This window comes from Kitasatospora sp. GP82 (assembly GCF_029892105.1).
Lineage (GTDB): Bacteria > Actinomycetota > Actinomycetes > Streptomycetales > Streptomycetaceae > Kitasatospora.
The window spans coordinates 224,010-238,667 of the sequence record NZ_JARZAJ010000008.1 but is presented as its reverse complement, the minus strand read 5'-3'; the positions used below and the strand labels follow the sequence as shown (position 1 = coordinate 238,667).

12 protein-coding genes are annotated in these 14,658 nt (G+C 71.2%); 8 read left to right on the top strand and 4 right to left on the bottom strand.

Annotated elements, in window-relative coordinates; genetic code table 11:
• Positions 1-150 precede the first annotated feature (150 nt).
• From P3T39_RS11265 to P3T39_RS11255, 3 genes are all read right to left on the bottom strand, one after another.
• Entirely contained in the window at positions 151-726 is a 576-nt protein-coding gene (locus P3T39_RS11265) for a TerD family protein (protein ID WP_280697318.1), read from the bottom strand.
• Positions 727-856: 130 nt separating this feature from the next.
• Complete coding sequence (locus P3T39_RS11260) at positions 857-1,315, bottom strand: peroxiredoxin (RefSeq protein WP_280697317.1); 459 nt, start codon at positions 1,313-1,315, stop codon at positions 857-859.
• A 231-nt stretch (positions 1,316-1,546) separates the two neighbouring features.
• Positions 1,547-1,987 (bottom strand): DUF3052 domain-containing protein, encoded by a 441-nt coding sequence (locus P3T39_RS11255; protein ID WP_280697316.1) that lies wholly within the window; start codon positions 1,985-1,987, stop codon positions 1,547-1,549.
• A gap of 531 nt (positions 1,988-2,518) precedes the next feature.
• Here P3T39_RS11255 and aceE point away from each other — a divergent pair.
• Positions 2,519-5,269 carry a pyruvate dehydrogenase (acetyl-transferring), homodimeric type gene (gene aceE, locus P3T39_RS11250; protein ID WP_280697315.1) on the top strand — a complete coding sequence of 917 codons (2,751 nt, stop codon included), beginning with the start codon at positions 2,519-2,521 and terminating at the stop codon, positions 5,267-5,269.
• Between the two features lie 306 nt (positions 5,270-5,575).
• On the opposite strand, the gene P3T39_RS11245 is transcribed toward aceE, so the two are convergent.
• Entirely contained in the window at positions 5,576-7,183 is a 1,608-nt protein-coding gene (locus P3T39_RS11245) for an MFS transporter (RefSeq protein WP_280697314.1), read from the bottom strand.
• Between the two features lie 210 nt (positions 7,184-7,393).
• Between P3T39_RS11245 and P3T39_RS11240 the strand changes: the two genes are divergently transcribed.
• The 7 genes from P3T39_RS11240 to P3T39_RS11210 all read left to right on the top strand — a co-directional run bounded on the left by P3T39_RS11240 (position 7,394) and on the right by P3T39_RS11210 (position 14,656).
• Positions 7,394-8,074 carry a TetR family transcriptional regulator gene (locus P3T39_RS11240; RefSeq protein ID WP_280697313.1) on the top strand — a complete coding sequence of 227 codons (681 nt, stop codon included), beginning with the start codon at positions 7,394-7,396 and terminating at the stop codon, positions 8,072-8,074.
• A gap of 100 nt (positions 8,075-8,174) precedes the next feature.
• Complete coding sequence (locus P3T39_RS11235; protein WP_280697312.1) at positions 8,175-9,527, top strand: sensor histidine kinase; 1,353 nt, start codon at positions 8,175-8,177, stop codon at positions 9,525-9,527.
• A complete protein-coding gene (locus P3T39_RS11230; protein WP_280697311.1) occupies positions 9,524-10,198 on the top strand; it encodes a response regulator transcription factor in 675 nt (224 codons plus the stop codon). Before P3T39_RS11235 ends, P3T39_RS11230 begins: the two co-directional genes overlap by 4 nt.
• A 255-nt stretch (positions 10,199-10,453) precedes the next feature.
• Positions 10,454-11,605 (top strand): alpha/beta hydrolase, encoded by a 1,152-nt coding sequence (locus tag P3T39_RS11225; RefSeq protein WP_280697310.1) that lies wholly within the window; start codon positions 10,454-10,456, stop codon positions 11,603-11,605.
• A gap of 70 nt (positions 11,606-11,675) precedes the next feature.
• Positions 11,676-12,890, top strand: coding sequence for an acyltransferase (locus P3T39_RS11220; protein ID WP_280697309.1), 1,215 nt, complete (start codon positions 11,676-11,678; stop codon positions 12,888-12,890).
• A 46-nt stretch (positions 12,891-12,936) separates the two neighbouring features.
• Entirely contained in the window at positions 12,937-13,290 is a 354-nt protein-coding gene (locus P3T39_RS11215) for an MmcQ/YjbR family DNA-binding protein (RefSeq protein WP_280697308.1), read from the top strand.
• A gap of 133 nt (positions 13,291-13,423) precedes the next feature.
• A complete protein-coding gene (locus P3T39_RS11210) occupies positions 13,424-14,656 on the top strand; it encodes an alpha/beta hydrolase (protein ID WP_280697307.1) in 1,233 nt (410 codons plus the stop codon).
• Positions 14,657-14,658: the final 2 nt, after the last annotated feature.

The following is a 14,658-nucleotide window of genomic DNA, read 5'->3' as shown; positions in this document are numbered from 1 at the left end:
CCGGCGGGGGGGCCGTCAACCCCACAGATCTTCGGCCCTCCCGCGCCCGGCCCCGGGGGGGGCCCCCGCCCCGGGGAACAGCAGAGGCCGGGGTCGGCGGGAGCAAACTCCCGCCGACCCCGGCCCCAAGACTATTCACCCGACTCCGGGTCAGACGTTCACCCCGAAGTCCTGGGCGATACCGCGCAGACCGGAGGCGTAACCCTGGCCGATCGCACGGAACTTCCACTCCGCGCCATTGCGGTACAGCTCGCCGAAGACCATCGCCGTCTCGGTGGAGGCGTCCTCGGAGAGGTCGTAGCGGGCGATCTCGGCGCCGCCCGCCTGGTTCACCACGCGGATGTAGGCGTTGCGGACCTGGCCGAAGTTCTGCTGGCGGTTCTCGGCGTCGTAGATCGAGACCGGGAAGACGATCTTCGCCACATCGGCCGGCACACCGGCCAGGTTGACCTTGATGGCCTCGTCGTCGCCCTCGCCCTCACCGGTCAGGTTGTCGCCGGTGTGCTCGACCGAACCGTCCGGGCTCTTCAGGTTGTTGAAGAAGACGAAGTTGCCGTCCGAACCGACCTTGCCCCCCTCGTTGCAGAGCAGTGCGCTGGCATCGAGGTCGAAGTCGGCCCCGGTGGTGGTGCGGACGTCCCAGCCGAGGCCGACGACCACGGCGCTGAGGCCCGGAGCCTCCTTGGTGAGCGAGACATTGCCGCCCTTGCTCAGGCTGACACCCACTGGTCCTCCAAAAATCGTGCTTTCTCCGACAACGGCCCGATCGTAGGCCCGGTTCCCGTGCGGAACAGCGATCCGGCCCGGCGCGTCAGGGACGCAACGGGCCGGATCGCCACCGGCAGCCGCCGGACGCTCAGAGAGCGTCGATCGCGGCCAGGTACTCCTTCTCGTCCCGGGCGTCCGGAAGGCCGTTGACGATCGACCAGCGCACCACACCGGCCTTGTCGATCACGAAGGTGCCGCGCACCGCGCAGCCCTTCTCCTCGTCGAAGACGCCGTACGCCCTGGAGACCTCGCCGTGCGGCCAGAAGTCCGACAGCAGCGGGTACTCCAGGCCCTCCTGCTCGGCGAAGACGCGCAGGGTGAACGGCGAGTCGTTGGAGACCGCGAGGACCTGCACCGAGTCGTTCTGCAGACGGGGCAGCTCCTTCTGGATCGCGCACACCTCGCCGGTGCAGACTCCGGTGAAGGCGAACGGGTAGAAGACCAGGACGACGTTCTTCTCGCCCCGGAAGTCGGAGAGCTTGACCAGCTCGCCGTGCTGGTTCTTGAGCTCGAAGTCCGGAGCCAGGGTGGCGACCTCGATGGCCATGCTGAGACCTTCCTAACCGGATGCCGCGGCCCACACGGCCGCGCGACTAACGGCATCCTCGCATCCGCCGGGCGCGGTTCCGCCGTTCGGGTGAGCCCCGTCCCACCACGCGGGCCCGGTTTCGCCCTGGGTGAACACGGCGTCGGCCGTCGCCACAGTCCCGGCCGCCAAACGGCCGGGCCCCGCTGGAGAAAGCTCCAGCGGGGCCCGGGACAAGGCGAGGTGCCGAGATCAGCGCTTGCCGCCGGTCTTGGCCGACTTCGGCGAAGCCAGGCGGGTGCCCGACCAGTCCTTGGCCAGCGACACCGAGCTGGTGTGGGCCAGGCCGGCCGTCTTGGCGGCCTCGGCGATCTCGTGCGGCTCGACGTGGCCGTCGCGGCCCGTCTTCGGGGTCAGCAGCCAGATCAGGCCGCCCTCCGCCAGGTACTCCAGCGCATCGACGAGGACGTCGGTGAGATCGCCGTCCTCCTCGCGGTGCCACAGCAGGACGCCGTCGGCGACGTCGTCGTAGTCCTCGTCGACGAGTTCCTCGCCAGTGATCTCCTCGATGCCCTCGCGGAGCTCCTGGTCACAGTCTTCGTCGTACCCGAGCTCCTGGACGATCTGGCCTGCTTCGAAGCCGAGGCGGTGCGCCGGGTTGGACTTGTCCGCGGGGTCCGCGGTCGCGCTCACGGGAATAACCTCCAGTATTCGGCTCGGCATTCATGCCGAGGCTGTGGCCGTAGTCCACACGTGCGCGGCGGTTCGCGCAAGTACCCGACCCCCGATCCCACCCAAAGGTTGACGTGTCGGGGCGGGACACGCCGTGGAACGTGTCGGTAATCACACCGATTTGCCCTTTTCTGCACGCCCCGGGGATGCTGCGGGTCGGGCGGCCGCGCCCGCCCAGAGAGATGACCGAGATGCGAACGCATTTCGGGGTATCCACCCTGGCGGGCGTAGAGTCTCCTGTTGGCCCTCAACCCGATCGGCCGCCATCGGACGGTCGGGCATCAAGGTCGGACCACCTCTTCGTAACACCCGGTGGTGCGCGACGCAGGCAGCGATGCCCGCGCCACACACCATCCGACCTGACCGCCCTAGGGAAATCAACCCCTGGAACGGAATGGTTACCGATCGGTAGAGATGACGGATCTCCGAGTTGCGGTACACGATGGAGGCGGCGCGACACACCTCAGTTACGACCGACAGTGAAGGAACAGCGTGGCTTCCGGATCCGATCGCAACCCGATCATCATTGGCGGCCTTCCGAGTCAGGTCCCGGACTTCGATCCCGAGGAGACCGCGGAATGGCTCGAGTCGCTTGACGCGGCCATCGACGAGCGGGGGCGTGAGCGCGCCCGCTACCTGATGCTCCGCCTGATCGAGCGCGCCCGCGAGAAGCGTGTCGCCGTGCCCGAGATGCGCAGCACGGACTACGTCAACACCATCGCGACCAAGGACGAGCCCTTCTTCCCCGGCAACGAGGAGATCGAGCGCAAGATCCTCAACGCGACCCGCTGGAACGCGGCCGTGATGGTCTCGCGCGCGCAGCGCCCCGGCATCGGCGTCGGCGGCCACATCGCCACCTTCGCCTCCTCCGCGTCCCTGTACGACGTGGGCTTCAACTACTTCTTCCGCGGCAAGGACGCCGAGGGTGAGTCCGGCGACCAGATCTTCTTCCAGGGTCACGCCTCCCCCGGCATCTACGCCCGCGCCTTCCTCCTGGACCGACTGACCGAGCAGCAGCTCGACGCGTTCCGCCAGGAGAAGTCGAAGGCGCCGTACGGCCTGTCCAGCTACCCGCACCCGCGGCTGATGCCGGACTTCTGGGAGTTCCCGACCGTCTCGATGGGCCTCGGCCCGCTCGGTGCGATCTACCAGGCCCGGATGAACCGCTACCTGGAGCACCGCGGCATCAAGGACACCTCCGACTCGCACGTCTACGCCTTCCTCGGCGACGGCGAGATGGACGAGCCCGAGTCGCTCGGTCAGCTCTCGCTGGCCGCCCGTGAGGGCCTGGACAACCTGACCTTCGTGGTCAACTGCAACCTGCAGCGCCTCGACGGCCCGGTCCGCGGCAACGGCAAGATCATCCAGGAGCTGGAGTCGCAGTTCCGCGGCGCCGGCTGGAACGTCATCAAGCTGGTCTGGGACCGCAGCTGGGACCCGCTGCTCGCGCAGGACCGCGACGGCGTCCTGGTGAACAAGCTGAACACCACGGTGGACGGCCAGTTCCAGACCTACGCCACCGAGACCGGCGCGTACATCCGCGAGCACTTCTTCGGCGGCGACCTGCGCCTGCGGCAGATGGTCGAGTCCATGACCGACCAGCAGATCCAGCACCTGGGCCGTGGCGGCCACGACCACAAGAAGATCTACGCGGCGTTCAAGGCTGCCCGCGAGCACAAGGGCCAGCCGACCGTCATCCTGGCGCAGACCGTCAAGGGCTGGACGCTGGGCCCCAACTTCGAGGGCCGCAACGCCACCCACCAGATGAAGAAGCTGACGGTCGAGGACCTGAAGCGCTTCCGCGACCGTCTGCACCTGCCGATCACGGACAAGCAGCTCGACGAGGGCTACCCGCCCTACTACCACCCGGGCCGCAACTCCGAAGAGATCCAGTACATGCACGACCGCCGGAGCGAGCTCGGCGGTTACGTGCCGACCCGCAAGGTGCGGCCGCGCAAGCTGGAGCTGCCGGGCGACGACGCGTACAAGGCGGTCAAGAAGGGTTCCGGCAACCAGACCATCGCCACCACCATGGCGTTCGTCCGGGTACTCAAGGACCTGATGCGCGACAAGGGCATCGGCAACCGCTTCGTGCCGATCGCCCCGGACGAGTACCGCACCTTCGGTATGGACTCGCTCTTCCCGTCCGCCAAGATCTACAACCCGCTCGGCCAGACCTACGAGTCGGTCGACCGCGAGCTGCTGCTGGCGTACAAGGAGTCCCCGACCGGCCAGATGCTGCACGACGGCATCTCCGAGGCGGGCTGCACCGCCTCGCTGATCGCCGCCGGTTCGTCGTACGCGACGCACGGCGAGCCGCTGATCCCCGTCTACGTCTTCTACTCGATGTTCGGGTTCCAGCGCACCGGCGACCAGTTCTGGCAGATGGCGGACCAGCTGGCCCGCGGCTTCGTGATCGGCGCCACCGCCGGTCGCACCACGCTGACCGGCGAGGGCCTCCAGCACGCCGACGGCCACTCGCAGCTGCTCGCCTCGACCAACCCGGGCGTCGTCGCGTACGACCCGGCGTACGGCTTCGAGATCGCGCACATCATGCAGGACGGCATCCGCCGGATGTACGGCTCCAGCGCCGAGCACCCGCACGGCGAGGACGTCTTCTACTACATCACCGTGTACAACGAGCCGATCCAGATGCCGGCCGAGCCGGAGAACGTCGACGTCGACGGCATCCTCAAGGGTCTGTACAAGTACAAGGACGGCGAGGCGGGCCAGATCCCGGCGCAGATCCTCGCCTCGGGTGTGGCGGTGCCGTGGGCCCTGGAGGCCCAGCGCATCCTCGCCCAGGAGTGGAACGTCAAGGCCGATGTCTGGTCGGCGACCTCCTGGAACGAGCTGCGTCGCGACGCCGTCGAGGCCGAGGAGTTCAACCTGCTGCACCCGGAGGAGCCGCAGCGCGTCCCGTACGTGACGGCCAAGCTCCAGGGCGCCGAGGGCCCGTTCGTCGCCGTGTCCGACTGGATGCGTGCGGTGCCGGACCAGATCTCGCGCTGGGTGCCGGGTCAGTGGCAGTCGCTGGGCGCCGACGGCTTCGGCTTCGCCGACACCCGTGGTGCGGCCCGTCGCTTCTTCCACATCGACGCGCAGTCGGTCGTCCTCAGCGTGCTCACCGAGCTCGCCAAGCAGGGCAAGATCGAGCGTCACGTGCTGAAGGACGCGATCGACCGCTACCAGCTGCTCGACGTGACCGCGGCCGACCCGGGCGCGGCCGGCGGCGACGCCTGATCCGCCGACGGCAGACAGCCGTAAGCCCGAGGGCCGGACTCCTGCGAAGGGGTCCGGCCCTCGGGCGTTCCTGCACGAGGAACCGGGACGCACCGGGGTTGACCGGTCGAAGCCCTCATCGGGTTCAGGGGCAACGACGTTGCCGGTTCCCGGAGTTCGAGCCTGACGAGCGGGCCTCGGCCACACGGCCAGGGGCGCGGGGCTCTGTCGGTCGACAGAGCCCCGCGCCCCTTGGACCGACCGGTAATAGGGCACGCGGCGTCGCGCTCCCTATTGCCGGTCGGTCTTATTCCCTCGGGACCGCCGTCAGATGTGGACGGCGGGGCCCGCGTCCGTGGCGCCCCGCTTGGTCAGCAGACCGAGGACGGCGGCGGCGAAGGCGACCACGGCGGCCACCGCGAAGGCCATCGACATCCCGCTGACGAAGGAGGAGTGCACGGCGTTCGCCATCGCGTGCACCACCGGCTCCGGGGTGCCCTGCGGGGCCGGGGAGATGCCGAGCTGGGCAGCCTGCTTGAGCTGCTCGGCCTGGGCGCCCTCGACCGGCGGCAGACCGGCCTTGGCCCAGTTGCCCGGCAGCACACCGGTGACCTTGGAGGCCATCACAGCGCCGAGCACGGCGGTGCCCAGACTGCCGCCGACCTGCATCGCGGCCTGCTGAAGACCACCGGCCACACCGGACAGCTCCAGCGGGGCGTTGCCGACGATGACCTCGGTGGCACCGACCATGACCGGGCTGATGCCCAGGCCCATCAGGACGAACCAGAGCGACATGATGCCGGTGCCCGAGTCGGTGCCCAGGGTGGACATCCCGTACATCGCGACGGTGGTGAGCAGCATGCCCGTGACGATGGGGATGCGCGGGCCGACCTTGCCGATCGCGGCTCCGGCCGCCGGGGCACCGACGATCATCATCCCGGTCATCGGCAGCAGGTGGACACCGGCCTGGACCGGGGTCATCGCGTGCACGTTCTGCAGGTAGAAGGTCACGAAGAAGATCGCGCCGAAGAAGGCGAAGGCCATCAGGACCATCAGCAGGGTGCCCGCCGACAGCGGCACGGAGCGGAACAGGCCGAGCGGGATCAGCGGCTCCTCGGCCCGGTTCTGCCAGAACGCGAAGGCCACCATGGCGAGTACGGCGCCGCCGAGGAAGAGCAGTGTGGCGGGGTCGCCCCAGCCCCAGGTCGGGGCCTTGATGATGCCCCAGACCAGCGCGAACATCGCAGCCGAGAGCAGCAGGATGCCGGGGATGTCGAACGACTTGGCGGCGTTCTCCGCCCGTACGTCGCGCAGGATCCACAGGCCGAGTGCCAGTGCGACCGCGCCGACCGGCACATTGATGAAGAAGACCGACTGCCAGCTGACGTGCTCGACCAGCAGGCCGCCGACGATGGGCCCGGCGGCGGTGGAGGCACCGATCACGCCCGCCCAGATACCGATCGCCATGTTCAGCTTCTCCGCCGGGAAGGCGCCGCGCAGCAGGCCGAGCGCGGCGGGCTGGAGCAGTGCACCGAACAGGCCCTGGAGGACGCGGAAGGCGATCACCGTCTGGATGTTGGTGGCGAAGCCGATCGCGGCCGAGGTGGCGGCGAAGCCGGCCGCGCCGACCAGGAAGGTCGCCCTGTGGCCGAAGCGGTCACCGATCTTTCCCGCGGTGATCAGGAAGACCGCGAGCGCCAGCAGGTAGCCGCTGGTGACCCACTGGATGTCGGCGGGCGAGGCGCCGAGGTCGGTCTGGATGGCCGGGTTGGCGATGGCGACGACGGTGCCGTCGAGGGCCACCATCATCACGCCGACGGCGACGGTGAGCAGGGTCAGCCAGGGATGGCCCCGCAGGCCGCGCCGCTCCCCGGGCGGGCCGCTGCACTGCGGCGGCAGGTCCGCCTTCTCGGTGTTGACGACGGACTGACTCATAACCGGCCCTCCGGAGCCCAGGAGACATGGCAAGTGGCGCCCCGGCCCACCCGTCCCCACGAGTCGTCCGGCCCGACGGGCGCCACCGTCAGTGAGATTATGACAGTCACTGACATTCGGCAAACAGTGCCTTGTGCGCATACCTGACATTTGGCAGAACGCTATCGTGGTGATGCCGGCCACTCCCCTCCCGTCGAAAGGCACCCACGTATGCCCGCCCAGCTCACCGAAGCGACCACCGCCCCCGGTTGCCGGGTCCTCGGGCTGCGTGAACGCAAGAAGCAGCGCACCAGGGACTCGCTCGTCGACGCGGCCCACCGCCTCTTCAGCAGCCAGGGCTACGCCCGCACCACCGTGGACGAGATCGCCGCCGCCGTGGACGTCTCCCAGCGCACCTTCTTCCGCTACTTCGAGAACAAGGAGGAGGTCGCACTGGCCGTCATGGCCGATGCCGAGGACTTCTTCATCGACTGCCTGCGCCGGCGCCCCGCCGAGGAGAACCCGCTGCAGGCCATGCGCGCCTCCATCACCGAGGCCTGGCGCAGCCTCGGCGGCATGGAGCAGGTCGGCCCCGGCAGCGTCACCGCCGCCCTGGAGCTCTTCGAACTCATCGAGACCACCCCCACGCTGCTCGCCGCCCACCTGCGGCGCACCACCGAGCAGGAGCGCGTGGTGGCCGGCATCCTCGCCGAGCGCGAAGGGCTCGACCCCGCCACCGACCTGCGCCCGCGCGTGCTGGCCGCGGTCTTCGGCGCGGTGGTCCGGATCTCCCACCTCTCCTGGACCTCGGACGCCGCCGCCCACGAGGCCGGTCCCGACGGCATGATCGCCCTGATCGAGCGTCACTTCGACCAGCTCGGACCCGCCCTGGCCGGCTCCTGGCAGCGCTGAACCCGGCCTCGGCCAGGACCGGGTCATACCCAGGTACTACGAGCAGGACAGCTCTCCCGTACGACGCCCTCGCACCGCCGCGCCCCTACCCTGGGCCAGGATGAAAAGCCGACTGCCCGCCTCCGTTCCGACCACCGTGACCGCGGTGCGCTCCGCCCTGACCGCCGCCCTGCGCGCGCTCGGACTCGCTCTGGCCTCGCTCGGTCCCGACCTGGTCACCTCCAGCAGCGACCACGCCCCCCTGCTCGGCGGCTCGTCCCGCCGCTGGGTACGCATGGCGCCGTACGGCGTGGCGCTCGCGACCGTCGCGACCCTGATCCCGACCGGCATCGTGCACCTGCACACCGCGTACGGCGTCAGCGCGCCGATCGCGGCGGCGCTCGCCATCGCCCAGTGCGTACCACTGCTCGCGGCGGTCACCCGGCCACTGGCGGCATGGTGGGTGATGTTCCCCGCCGCCGTCGCCGGGGCCGTCATGACCGTGGACACCCCGTCGGGCGCCGGCCCCTGGCCGTGGCCGGTCACCACGCTGATCGGATACCTCTTCCTGATGCTGGCGCTGGCACTGCGCGAGAGCGGGCGCACCCTGCTGGCCGTCTGGCTGGTCACCATGCTGGCGACCGCAGGGACGGGCGCCGCCTTCACCCGGGTCGGCGGGGCCGGCGGGCCGCTGCCGGTCGTGCTCTGCGGCGCGGTACTGGTGCTCGGCTGGAGCCTGCGCGGACGCGGCGAGGCCCGGCGGCTGCTCGCCGAGCAGGAGCAGATCAGCGAGGCCGAGCGCGGTCGGCGCACGCTCCTGGAGGAGCGGGCCAGGATCGCCCGCGAGCTGCACGACGTGGTGGCGCACCACATGTCGGTGATCACCGTGCAGGCCGACAGCGCGCCGTACCGGATCACCGGGCTGCCGCCCGAGGCGGCCGAGGAGTTCGGCACCATCGCCGCCGCCGCCCGCAGTTCGCTCGCCGAGATGCGGCGCCTGCTCGGCGTACTGCGCAGCGAGGAGAGTACTCCCGACCGCACCCCGCAGCCCGGCCTGGACCGGATCCCCGAACTGGTAGACACCGTTGCCCGGGCCGGGGTGCAGGCCGAGCTGACCGTCGCCGAGGAGGTCGGCGCACTCGGCGAACTGCCGCAGGCCGTGGGCCTGTCCACCTACCGGATCGTGCAGGAGGCCCTGGCCAACGTGGTCCGGCACGCGCCCGGATCGACGGCCTGGGTCTCACTCGCCGCCGAGGACGACACCCTGCGGATCACCGTGGTCAACACCGCCCCGCCGCACGGCGCGACGGAGGGCGGCATCGAGGCCGCGGAGGGCACCGGGCACGGGCTGGTGGGGATGCGTGAACGCGTCCGCCTGCTGGGTGGCAGGCTGGACACCGGACCGCTGCCGGACGGCGGCTTCCGAGTGGCCGCCGTCCTGCCCGTCAACCAGCTTGAGGAGAGCCCCACATGACCATCCGCGTACTCATCGTCGACGACCAGGCGATGGTGCGGGCCGGGTTCGCGGCGCTGCTCAACGCGCAGAGTGACATCGACGTCGTCGGCGACGCGGCCGACGGGAAACAGGCCCTGGAGGTCAGTGGGCGCACCCACCCCGACGTGGTCCTGATGGACGTCAGGATGCCCGAGATGGACGGCCTGGAGGCTGCCCGCAGGCTCCTCGACCCCCCACGCGGAGTCGTCCACCGCCCCAGGGTCCTGATGCTGACCACCTTCGACGTCGACGACTACGTGTACGAGGCGCTGCGCGCCGGGGCCAGCGGCTTCCTGCTCAAGGACGCGCCACCCGCCGACCTGATCGCCGCCGTCCGCGTGGTCGCGGCCGGCGAGGCCCTGCTGGCGCCGTCCGTCACCCGCCGCCTGATCGAGGACTTCGCGCGCAACCGACCCGCGCCCCGCCGCGACCCCCGGCTGCGCCTGAGCGGACTCACCCCGCGCGAGACCGAGGTCCTCGAACTCATCGCCCGCGGCCTCTCCAACCAGGAGATCGCCGACCGCCTGGTCGTCGCCGAACAGACCGTCAAGACCCACATCGGCCGCATCCTCGCCAAACTCGACCTCCGCGACCGCGCCCAAGCCGTCGTCCTCGCCTACGAATCCGGCCTGGTAACCCCGGGTCAGTAACCCACCCCCGCCCAACCACCCCAGGTGCGCGAGGGGTCGCTTTCCAGGAGCGCGGGGAGCTGCGCCGCTACTCGTGAGGCGCGAGCAATGGTTTCCCGCGCCCCTGAGAAGCAAGCCCTCGCGCCCCGCAAGAGCCGCGCCCGCCGAAAAGCAACCCCACGGTATGACGCCGTAGTTGGCCCTGCGGTGTGATGCCTGACGAGGCGTCGCGTTCCTACCTTCCTCTCCGTCCGACCACAGGAGAGGGAGCGGAAGATGCTGGGGCGTTTCAGGCGGGGACTGGTGGCGGCTGCGGTGGCGGCCGCGGTGCTGGCAGGGGCAGGCGGGTGGGCGGCAGCGGACAGTCAGACGCCGGTGACCGGGCCGCCGGAGGGAAGTGCGGCCTGGATGGCCGACGGGGTGCTGGGGGTGCGGCTGCCGGACCCCGGGAGGGCCTCGGCCAGAGAGGTCGCGCGGTTCTTCGCGGACCTGACCGAGGCCCAGCGCCTGGCGCTGGCCGAGCGCCACCCGCTGGTCGTGGGCAATCTGGACGGCGCGCCGGTCGAACTGCGCTACCGGGCCAACACGCTCGCCCTGGCCGAGGAGCGGCGCCGTGAGCTGGCCCGGGCGGCCGACCCCGCACTCGGCCCCCAGGAGCAGCGGGCCGCCGCCGGACGGGCCCGGCGCTACGCCTCTCTCGCGGACCGTCGGATTCTGGCCTTCGACCCGCGCGGCCGGGGCCAGATCGCCGAGGTGTACGGGGATCTCACCAAGGCCACCCGTACGGCGGTGGTGGTCCCCGGCTCGGACGTCGACCTGATGTCCTTCGACCGCGCCGGCGACCCGTACGGCACCCCGGCCGGGATGGCCGGGGCCCTGCGGCAGGCCACCGGCGACCGGGTCGCGGTGGTCGCCTGGACCGGGTACACCACGCCGGTCGGGGTCGGGATCGACGCGGCGACCACCGGGCTGGCGCAGGCGGGCGCGTCCCGGCTGAGCAGCTTCCTGGACGGGCTGGCGCCGGTCACCGGACCGGTCTCGCTGTTCTGCCACAGCTACGGCTCGGCGGTCTGCGGGCTGGCCGGGCCGAGCCCGGCGCAGGTCTCGGACCTGGTGGTACTCGGATCGCCCGGGATGGACATCGCCGACGCCCGGGCCCTGCGGGTACCGCTCTGGGCCACCGAGCGCAACGGCTCGGACTGGATCGGCAACGTCCCCCATGTCTCGGTGCTCGGCCTCGGCCACGGCGCCGATCCGACTGCCGCGGACTTCGGCGCCCGCGTGGTCGGTTCGGCCGGCTCGCACGGCCACAGCGGCTACTTCGCCCCCGGGACCGCCTCACTCGCCAACTTCGCCGCCATCGCACTCGGCGAGCCCGCGCAGGTCCGCTGCGCCGACACCGGCCGGGAGTGCCGCGATGCCCGCTGACCGCGACCCCCACCGGCCCGAGAGCCACCGACCCGAGTACAGCAGGCCGACACCCGTCAGGAGCGTCCCCATGCTCGTCGTCCACCGCCTTCGCCGGACGGCCGCCCAGGTGGCGGCCGGGACCCCCGCCGACCGCGACCGTGCCCTGGACGGGCTGCGCGCGCTCGCCCTGCTCGCCGTCCCCCTCGGCCACTGGATGCTCGGCGGGCTCACCCCGGGCGGCGGTGTGCTGCACAACACCAGCCCGCTCGCGACGCTCGGCTTCTTCGCCCCGCTCAGCTGGGGGCTGCAACTGCTCGGCGTCTTCTTCCTGGTCGGCGGCTACTCCTCGGTGCGCTCGCTGGAGCGGGCCCGAGCACGCGGGGTGGGCACGCTCGGCTGGCTGCGCGGCCGCTCGGTACGGCTGCTGCGCCCGGTGCTCGGGGTGGCCGCAGTCTGGGCGGCCCTGATCCCGCTGCTGGGCGCGCTCGGCGTGCCGCAGGGCACGGTACGGACCGGAACGGTGCTGGTGGTGCAGCCGCTCTGGTACATCGGGGTGTATCTGGGGCTGACCGCCCTCACCCCGTACTGCGTGGCCGCCGGGCGGCGGCTGGGCGGCTGGGCGGCCGCGCCGCTTCTGGCCGTCGTCGCGGTGGTGGACCTGCTGCGGTACGGGTCCTGGGCCGAGGCGATGCCCTCCTGGCTGGCGCTGGTGAACCTGGTGCCGGGCTGGATGTTCGGCTACCAGTTGGGCGTGTGCTGGGCGCAGGGCCGGATCGGGCGGGCCGGGGCCCGGACGCTGCTGCTGGGCGGGGCGGCGCTGTTCGCCGTACTGCTGCTGCTCTTCCACTACCCGGCCAGCATGGTGGGCGTCCCCGGCCAGGAGCGGACCAACTCGCACCCGCCGTCCCTGCTGGTGCTCGCGCTGGCGGCACTCCAGTGCGGGGCCGCGATGCTGCTGCGCGAGCGGATCGCGCGGCTGCTGCGGCGGCCGCTGCTCTGGCTGCCCGTGGTGGTGGTCAACCTCTCCGCGATGACGATCTTCTGCTGGCACCAGACCGCGATGTACTCGGTCGCGCTGACCGGTTCGCTGCTGGGCGGCGTACCCGGGCTGACCACCGCGCCGGACTCCCTCGGCTGGGCGCTGGCCCGACTGGCCTGGCTGCCGGTCTTCGGCCTGGTGCTGGCCGTGATCGGACGGTACGCGCGGCGCTTCGACGGGCCGTGGGGGTGGCGAGGGCCGCTCAAGGCGGCCGCCGGCGCGGGGGCCGCGCTGTTCGCGGTGTACGCCCTGGGGGTGGTCTGAGGCGATGCCCTCGGCCGTTGTCAGTAGTCCCGCCTACGCTGGCGCAATGGTGACGTTCGATCAGTTCCTGAAGCTGGGCCTGGCCCTTCCGCACACCACCGAGCGGCTCACTTGGGAGACGGAGGTGACGCTGCGGGTCGGCGAGAAGATCTTCGCCATGGGCAACCCCGACAGTGGCTCGGTCTGCGTCAAGGCCCGCAAGGAGGACCAGGCCGAGCTGCTGGCCGCCGACCCCGGGACGTACTCGGTGGCGCCCTACGTCGGACGCCACGGCTGGGTGCTGGTCCGCCTCGCCACGGTGGACGCGGAGGAGCTGCGCGACCTGATGACGGACGCCTGGCGAAGCATCGCCCCGAAGCGACTGATCAAGGATTTCGAGGCGGAGAACGGGGCCATGTGATTCATCGCACAGTTTGGACTCTGCACACCCTTCGCTCCGAGCCCCTAACCTGGCTGCTGACGAGTAGTTGGCGGTCGTTCCACCATCGGGCCCGGCCCGCTGTGACGGTCACGGGTCCGAGGGAGTTGACGCCATGCGGCGCAGGCTGACAAAGCGCAGGCTCGCCCAGTACACGGCAGCGCGCCGTAGGCGTATCAAACGTGTGCTGATAGGAGCCTTCGCGGGCTGCGCCGTCCTGGTGGACGCCGGAGCGGCGGCGGCGCAGGCTGCCGCCGCCAACGAGCAGCTGGCCATCTCCACGCCACCGGCCGGCAGTGCCGAGTGGGTGGCCGACCACTCGCTGGGCCGGGCCCTGCCCGACCCGGCCACCGCCGACGCCCGTACGGTCTCGGCCTTCTTTGCCTCGCTCACACCCGAGCAGGCCACCCGGCTCGTGGTCCGCTACCCGCTGGTGATCGGCAACCTCGACGGTGCGCCGCTCAAGCTGCGCTACCAGGCCAACCGGCTGGCCATCACCGCCGAGATGGACAGGGCCCGCAACCGCGCCGACGACCCGAAGCTGAGCGAGAGCGACCGTGCCATCGCCAAGTCCCGGGCCGACAACAGTGCGGAGCTGCTGGCACCCGGCCGCCAGATCCTGGCCTTCGACCCCCGCGGCCGCGGCCTGGTCAGCGAGGTCTACGGCGACCTCGCCTCGGCCGACCGGATCGCCGTGCTGGTCCCGGGCTCGGACGCCGACCTCGCCCACTTCGACCAGCCCACCGATCCGCTGCGCTCCCCCTCCGGGATGGCCCGCGCCCTGCTCGACGAGGAGCACAAGCAGTCCCCCGACTCCCGGACGGCCGTGATCGCCTGGACGGGGTACGTCACCCCCTCCGGCCTCGGTCCGGACGCCGTCACCTCGCGTCTCGCCGAGGTTGCCGCCCCCCGGCTGGAGCGCCTGCTCGACGGCCTGGGCGCGACCAGCCACCCGGTTGCCCCGCCGGCGCTGTTCTGCCACTCGTACGGATCGGTGGTCTGCGGCATCGCCGCGCCGAAGATCCATACGGACCGGACGACCGACATGGTCGTCTTCGGCAGCCCCGGGATGGGCGTGCAGAAGGCCTCCGAGCTGGGCAGCGGCGTCCGGCTCTGGGCGGCCCGCAACCCCACCGACTGGATCGGCAACGTCCCGTACCTGGAGGTCGGTGGTCTCGGCCACGGGGCCGACCCGACCGGCGAGGACTTCGGCGCGATCCGGATCGCCTCCACCGGTGCGGCCGGCCACACCGGCTACTTCGCGCCGAACACCTCCAGCCTGCACAACTTCGGCGACATCGCCCTCGGCCTGTACGGCAGCGTCAGCCACCCGCCGACCACGGCCTGACG

What these genes read in the sequence shown, in the direction of transcription:
- P3T39_RS11235 (WP_280697312.1), top strand. Translation starts at nt 8,175, where the DNA reads ATGAAAAGCCGACTGCCCGCCTCCGTTCCGACCACCGTGACCGCGGTG.
- P3T39_RS11220 (WP_280697309.1), top strand. Translation starts at nt 11,676, where the DNA reads ATGCTCGTCGTCCACCGCCTTCGCCGGACGGCCGCCCAGGTGGCGGCC.
- P3T39_RS11245 (WP_280697314.1), bottom strand. Translation starts at nt 7,183, where the DNA reads ATGAGTCAGTCCGTCGTCAACACCGAGAAGGCGGACCTGCCGCCGCAG.
- P3T39_RS11240 (WP_280697313.1), top strand. Translation starts at nt 7,394, where the DNA reads ATGCCCGCCCAGCTCACCGAAGCGACCACCGCCCCCGGTTGCCGGGTC.
- P3T39_RS11230 (WP_280697311.1), top strand. Translation starts at nt 9,524, where the DNA reads ATGACCATCCGCGTACTCATCGTCGACGACCAGGCGATGGTGCGGGCC.
- P3T39_RS11210 (WP_280697307.1), top strand. Translation starts at nt 13,424, where the DNA reads ATGCGGCGCAGGCTGACAAAGCGCAGGCTCGCCCAGTACACGGCAGCG.
- P3T39_RS11225 (WP_280697310.1), top strand. Translation starts at nt 10,454, where the DNA reads ATGCTGGGGCGTTTCAGGCGGGGACTGGTGGCGGCTGCGGTGGCGGCC.
- P3T39_RS11260 (WP_280697317.1), bottom strand. Translation starts at nt 1,315, where the DNA reads ATGGCCATCGAGGTCGCCACCCTGGCTCCGGACTTCGAGCTCAAGAAC.
- P3T39_RS11215 (WP_280697308.1), top strand. Translation starts at nt 12,937, where the DNA reads ATGGTGACGTTCGATCAGTTCCTGAAGCTGGGCCTGGCCCTTCCGCAC.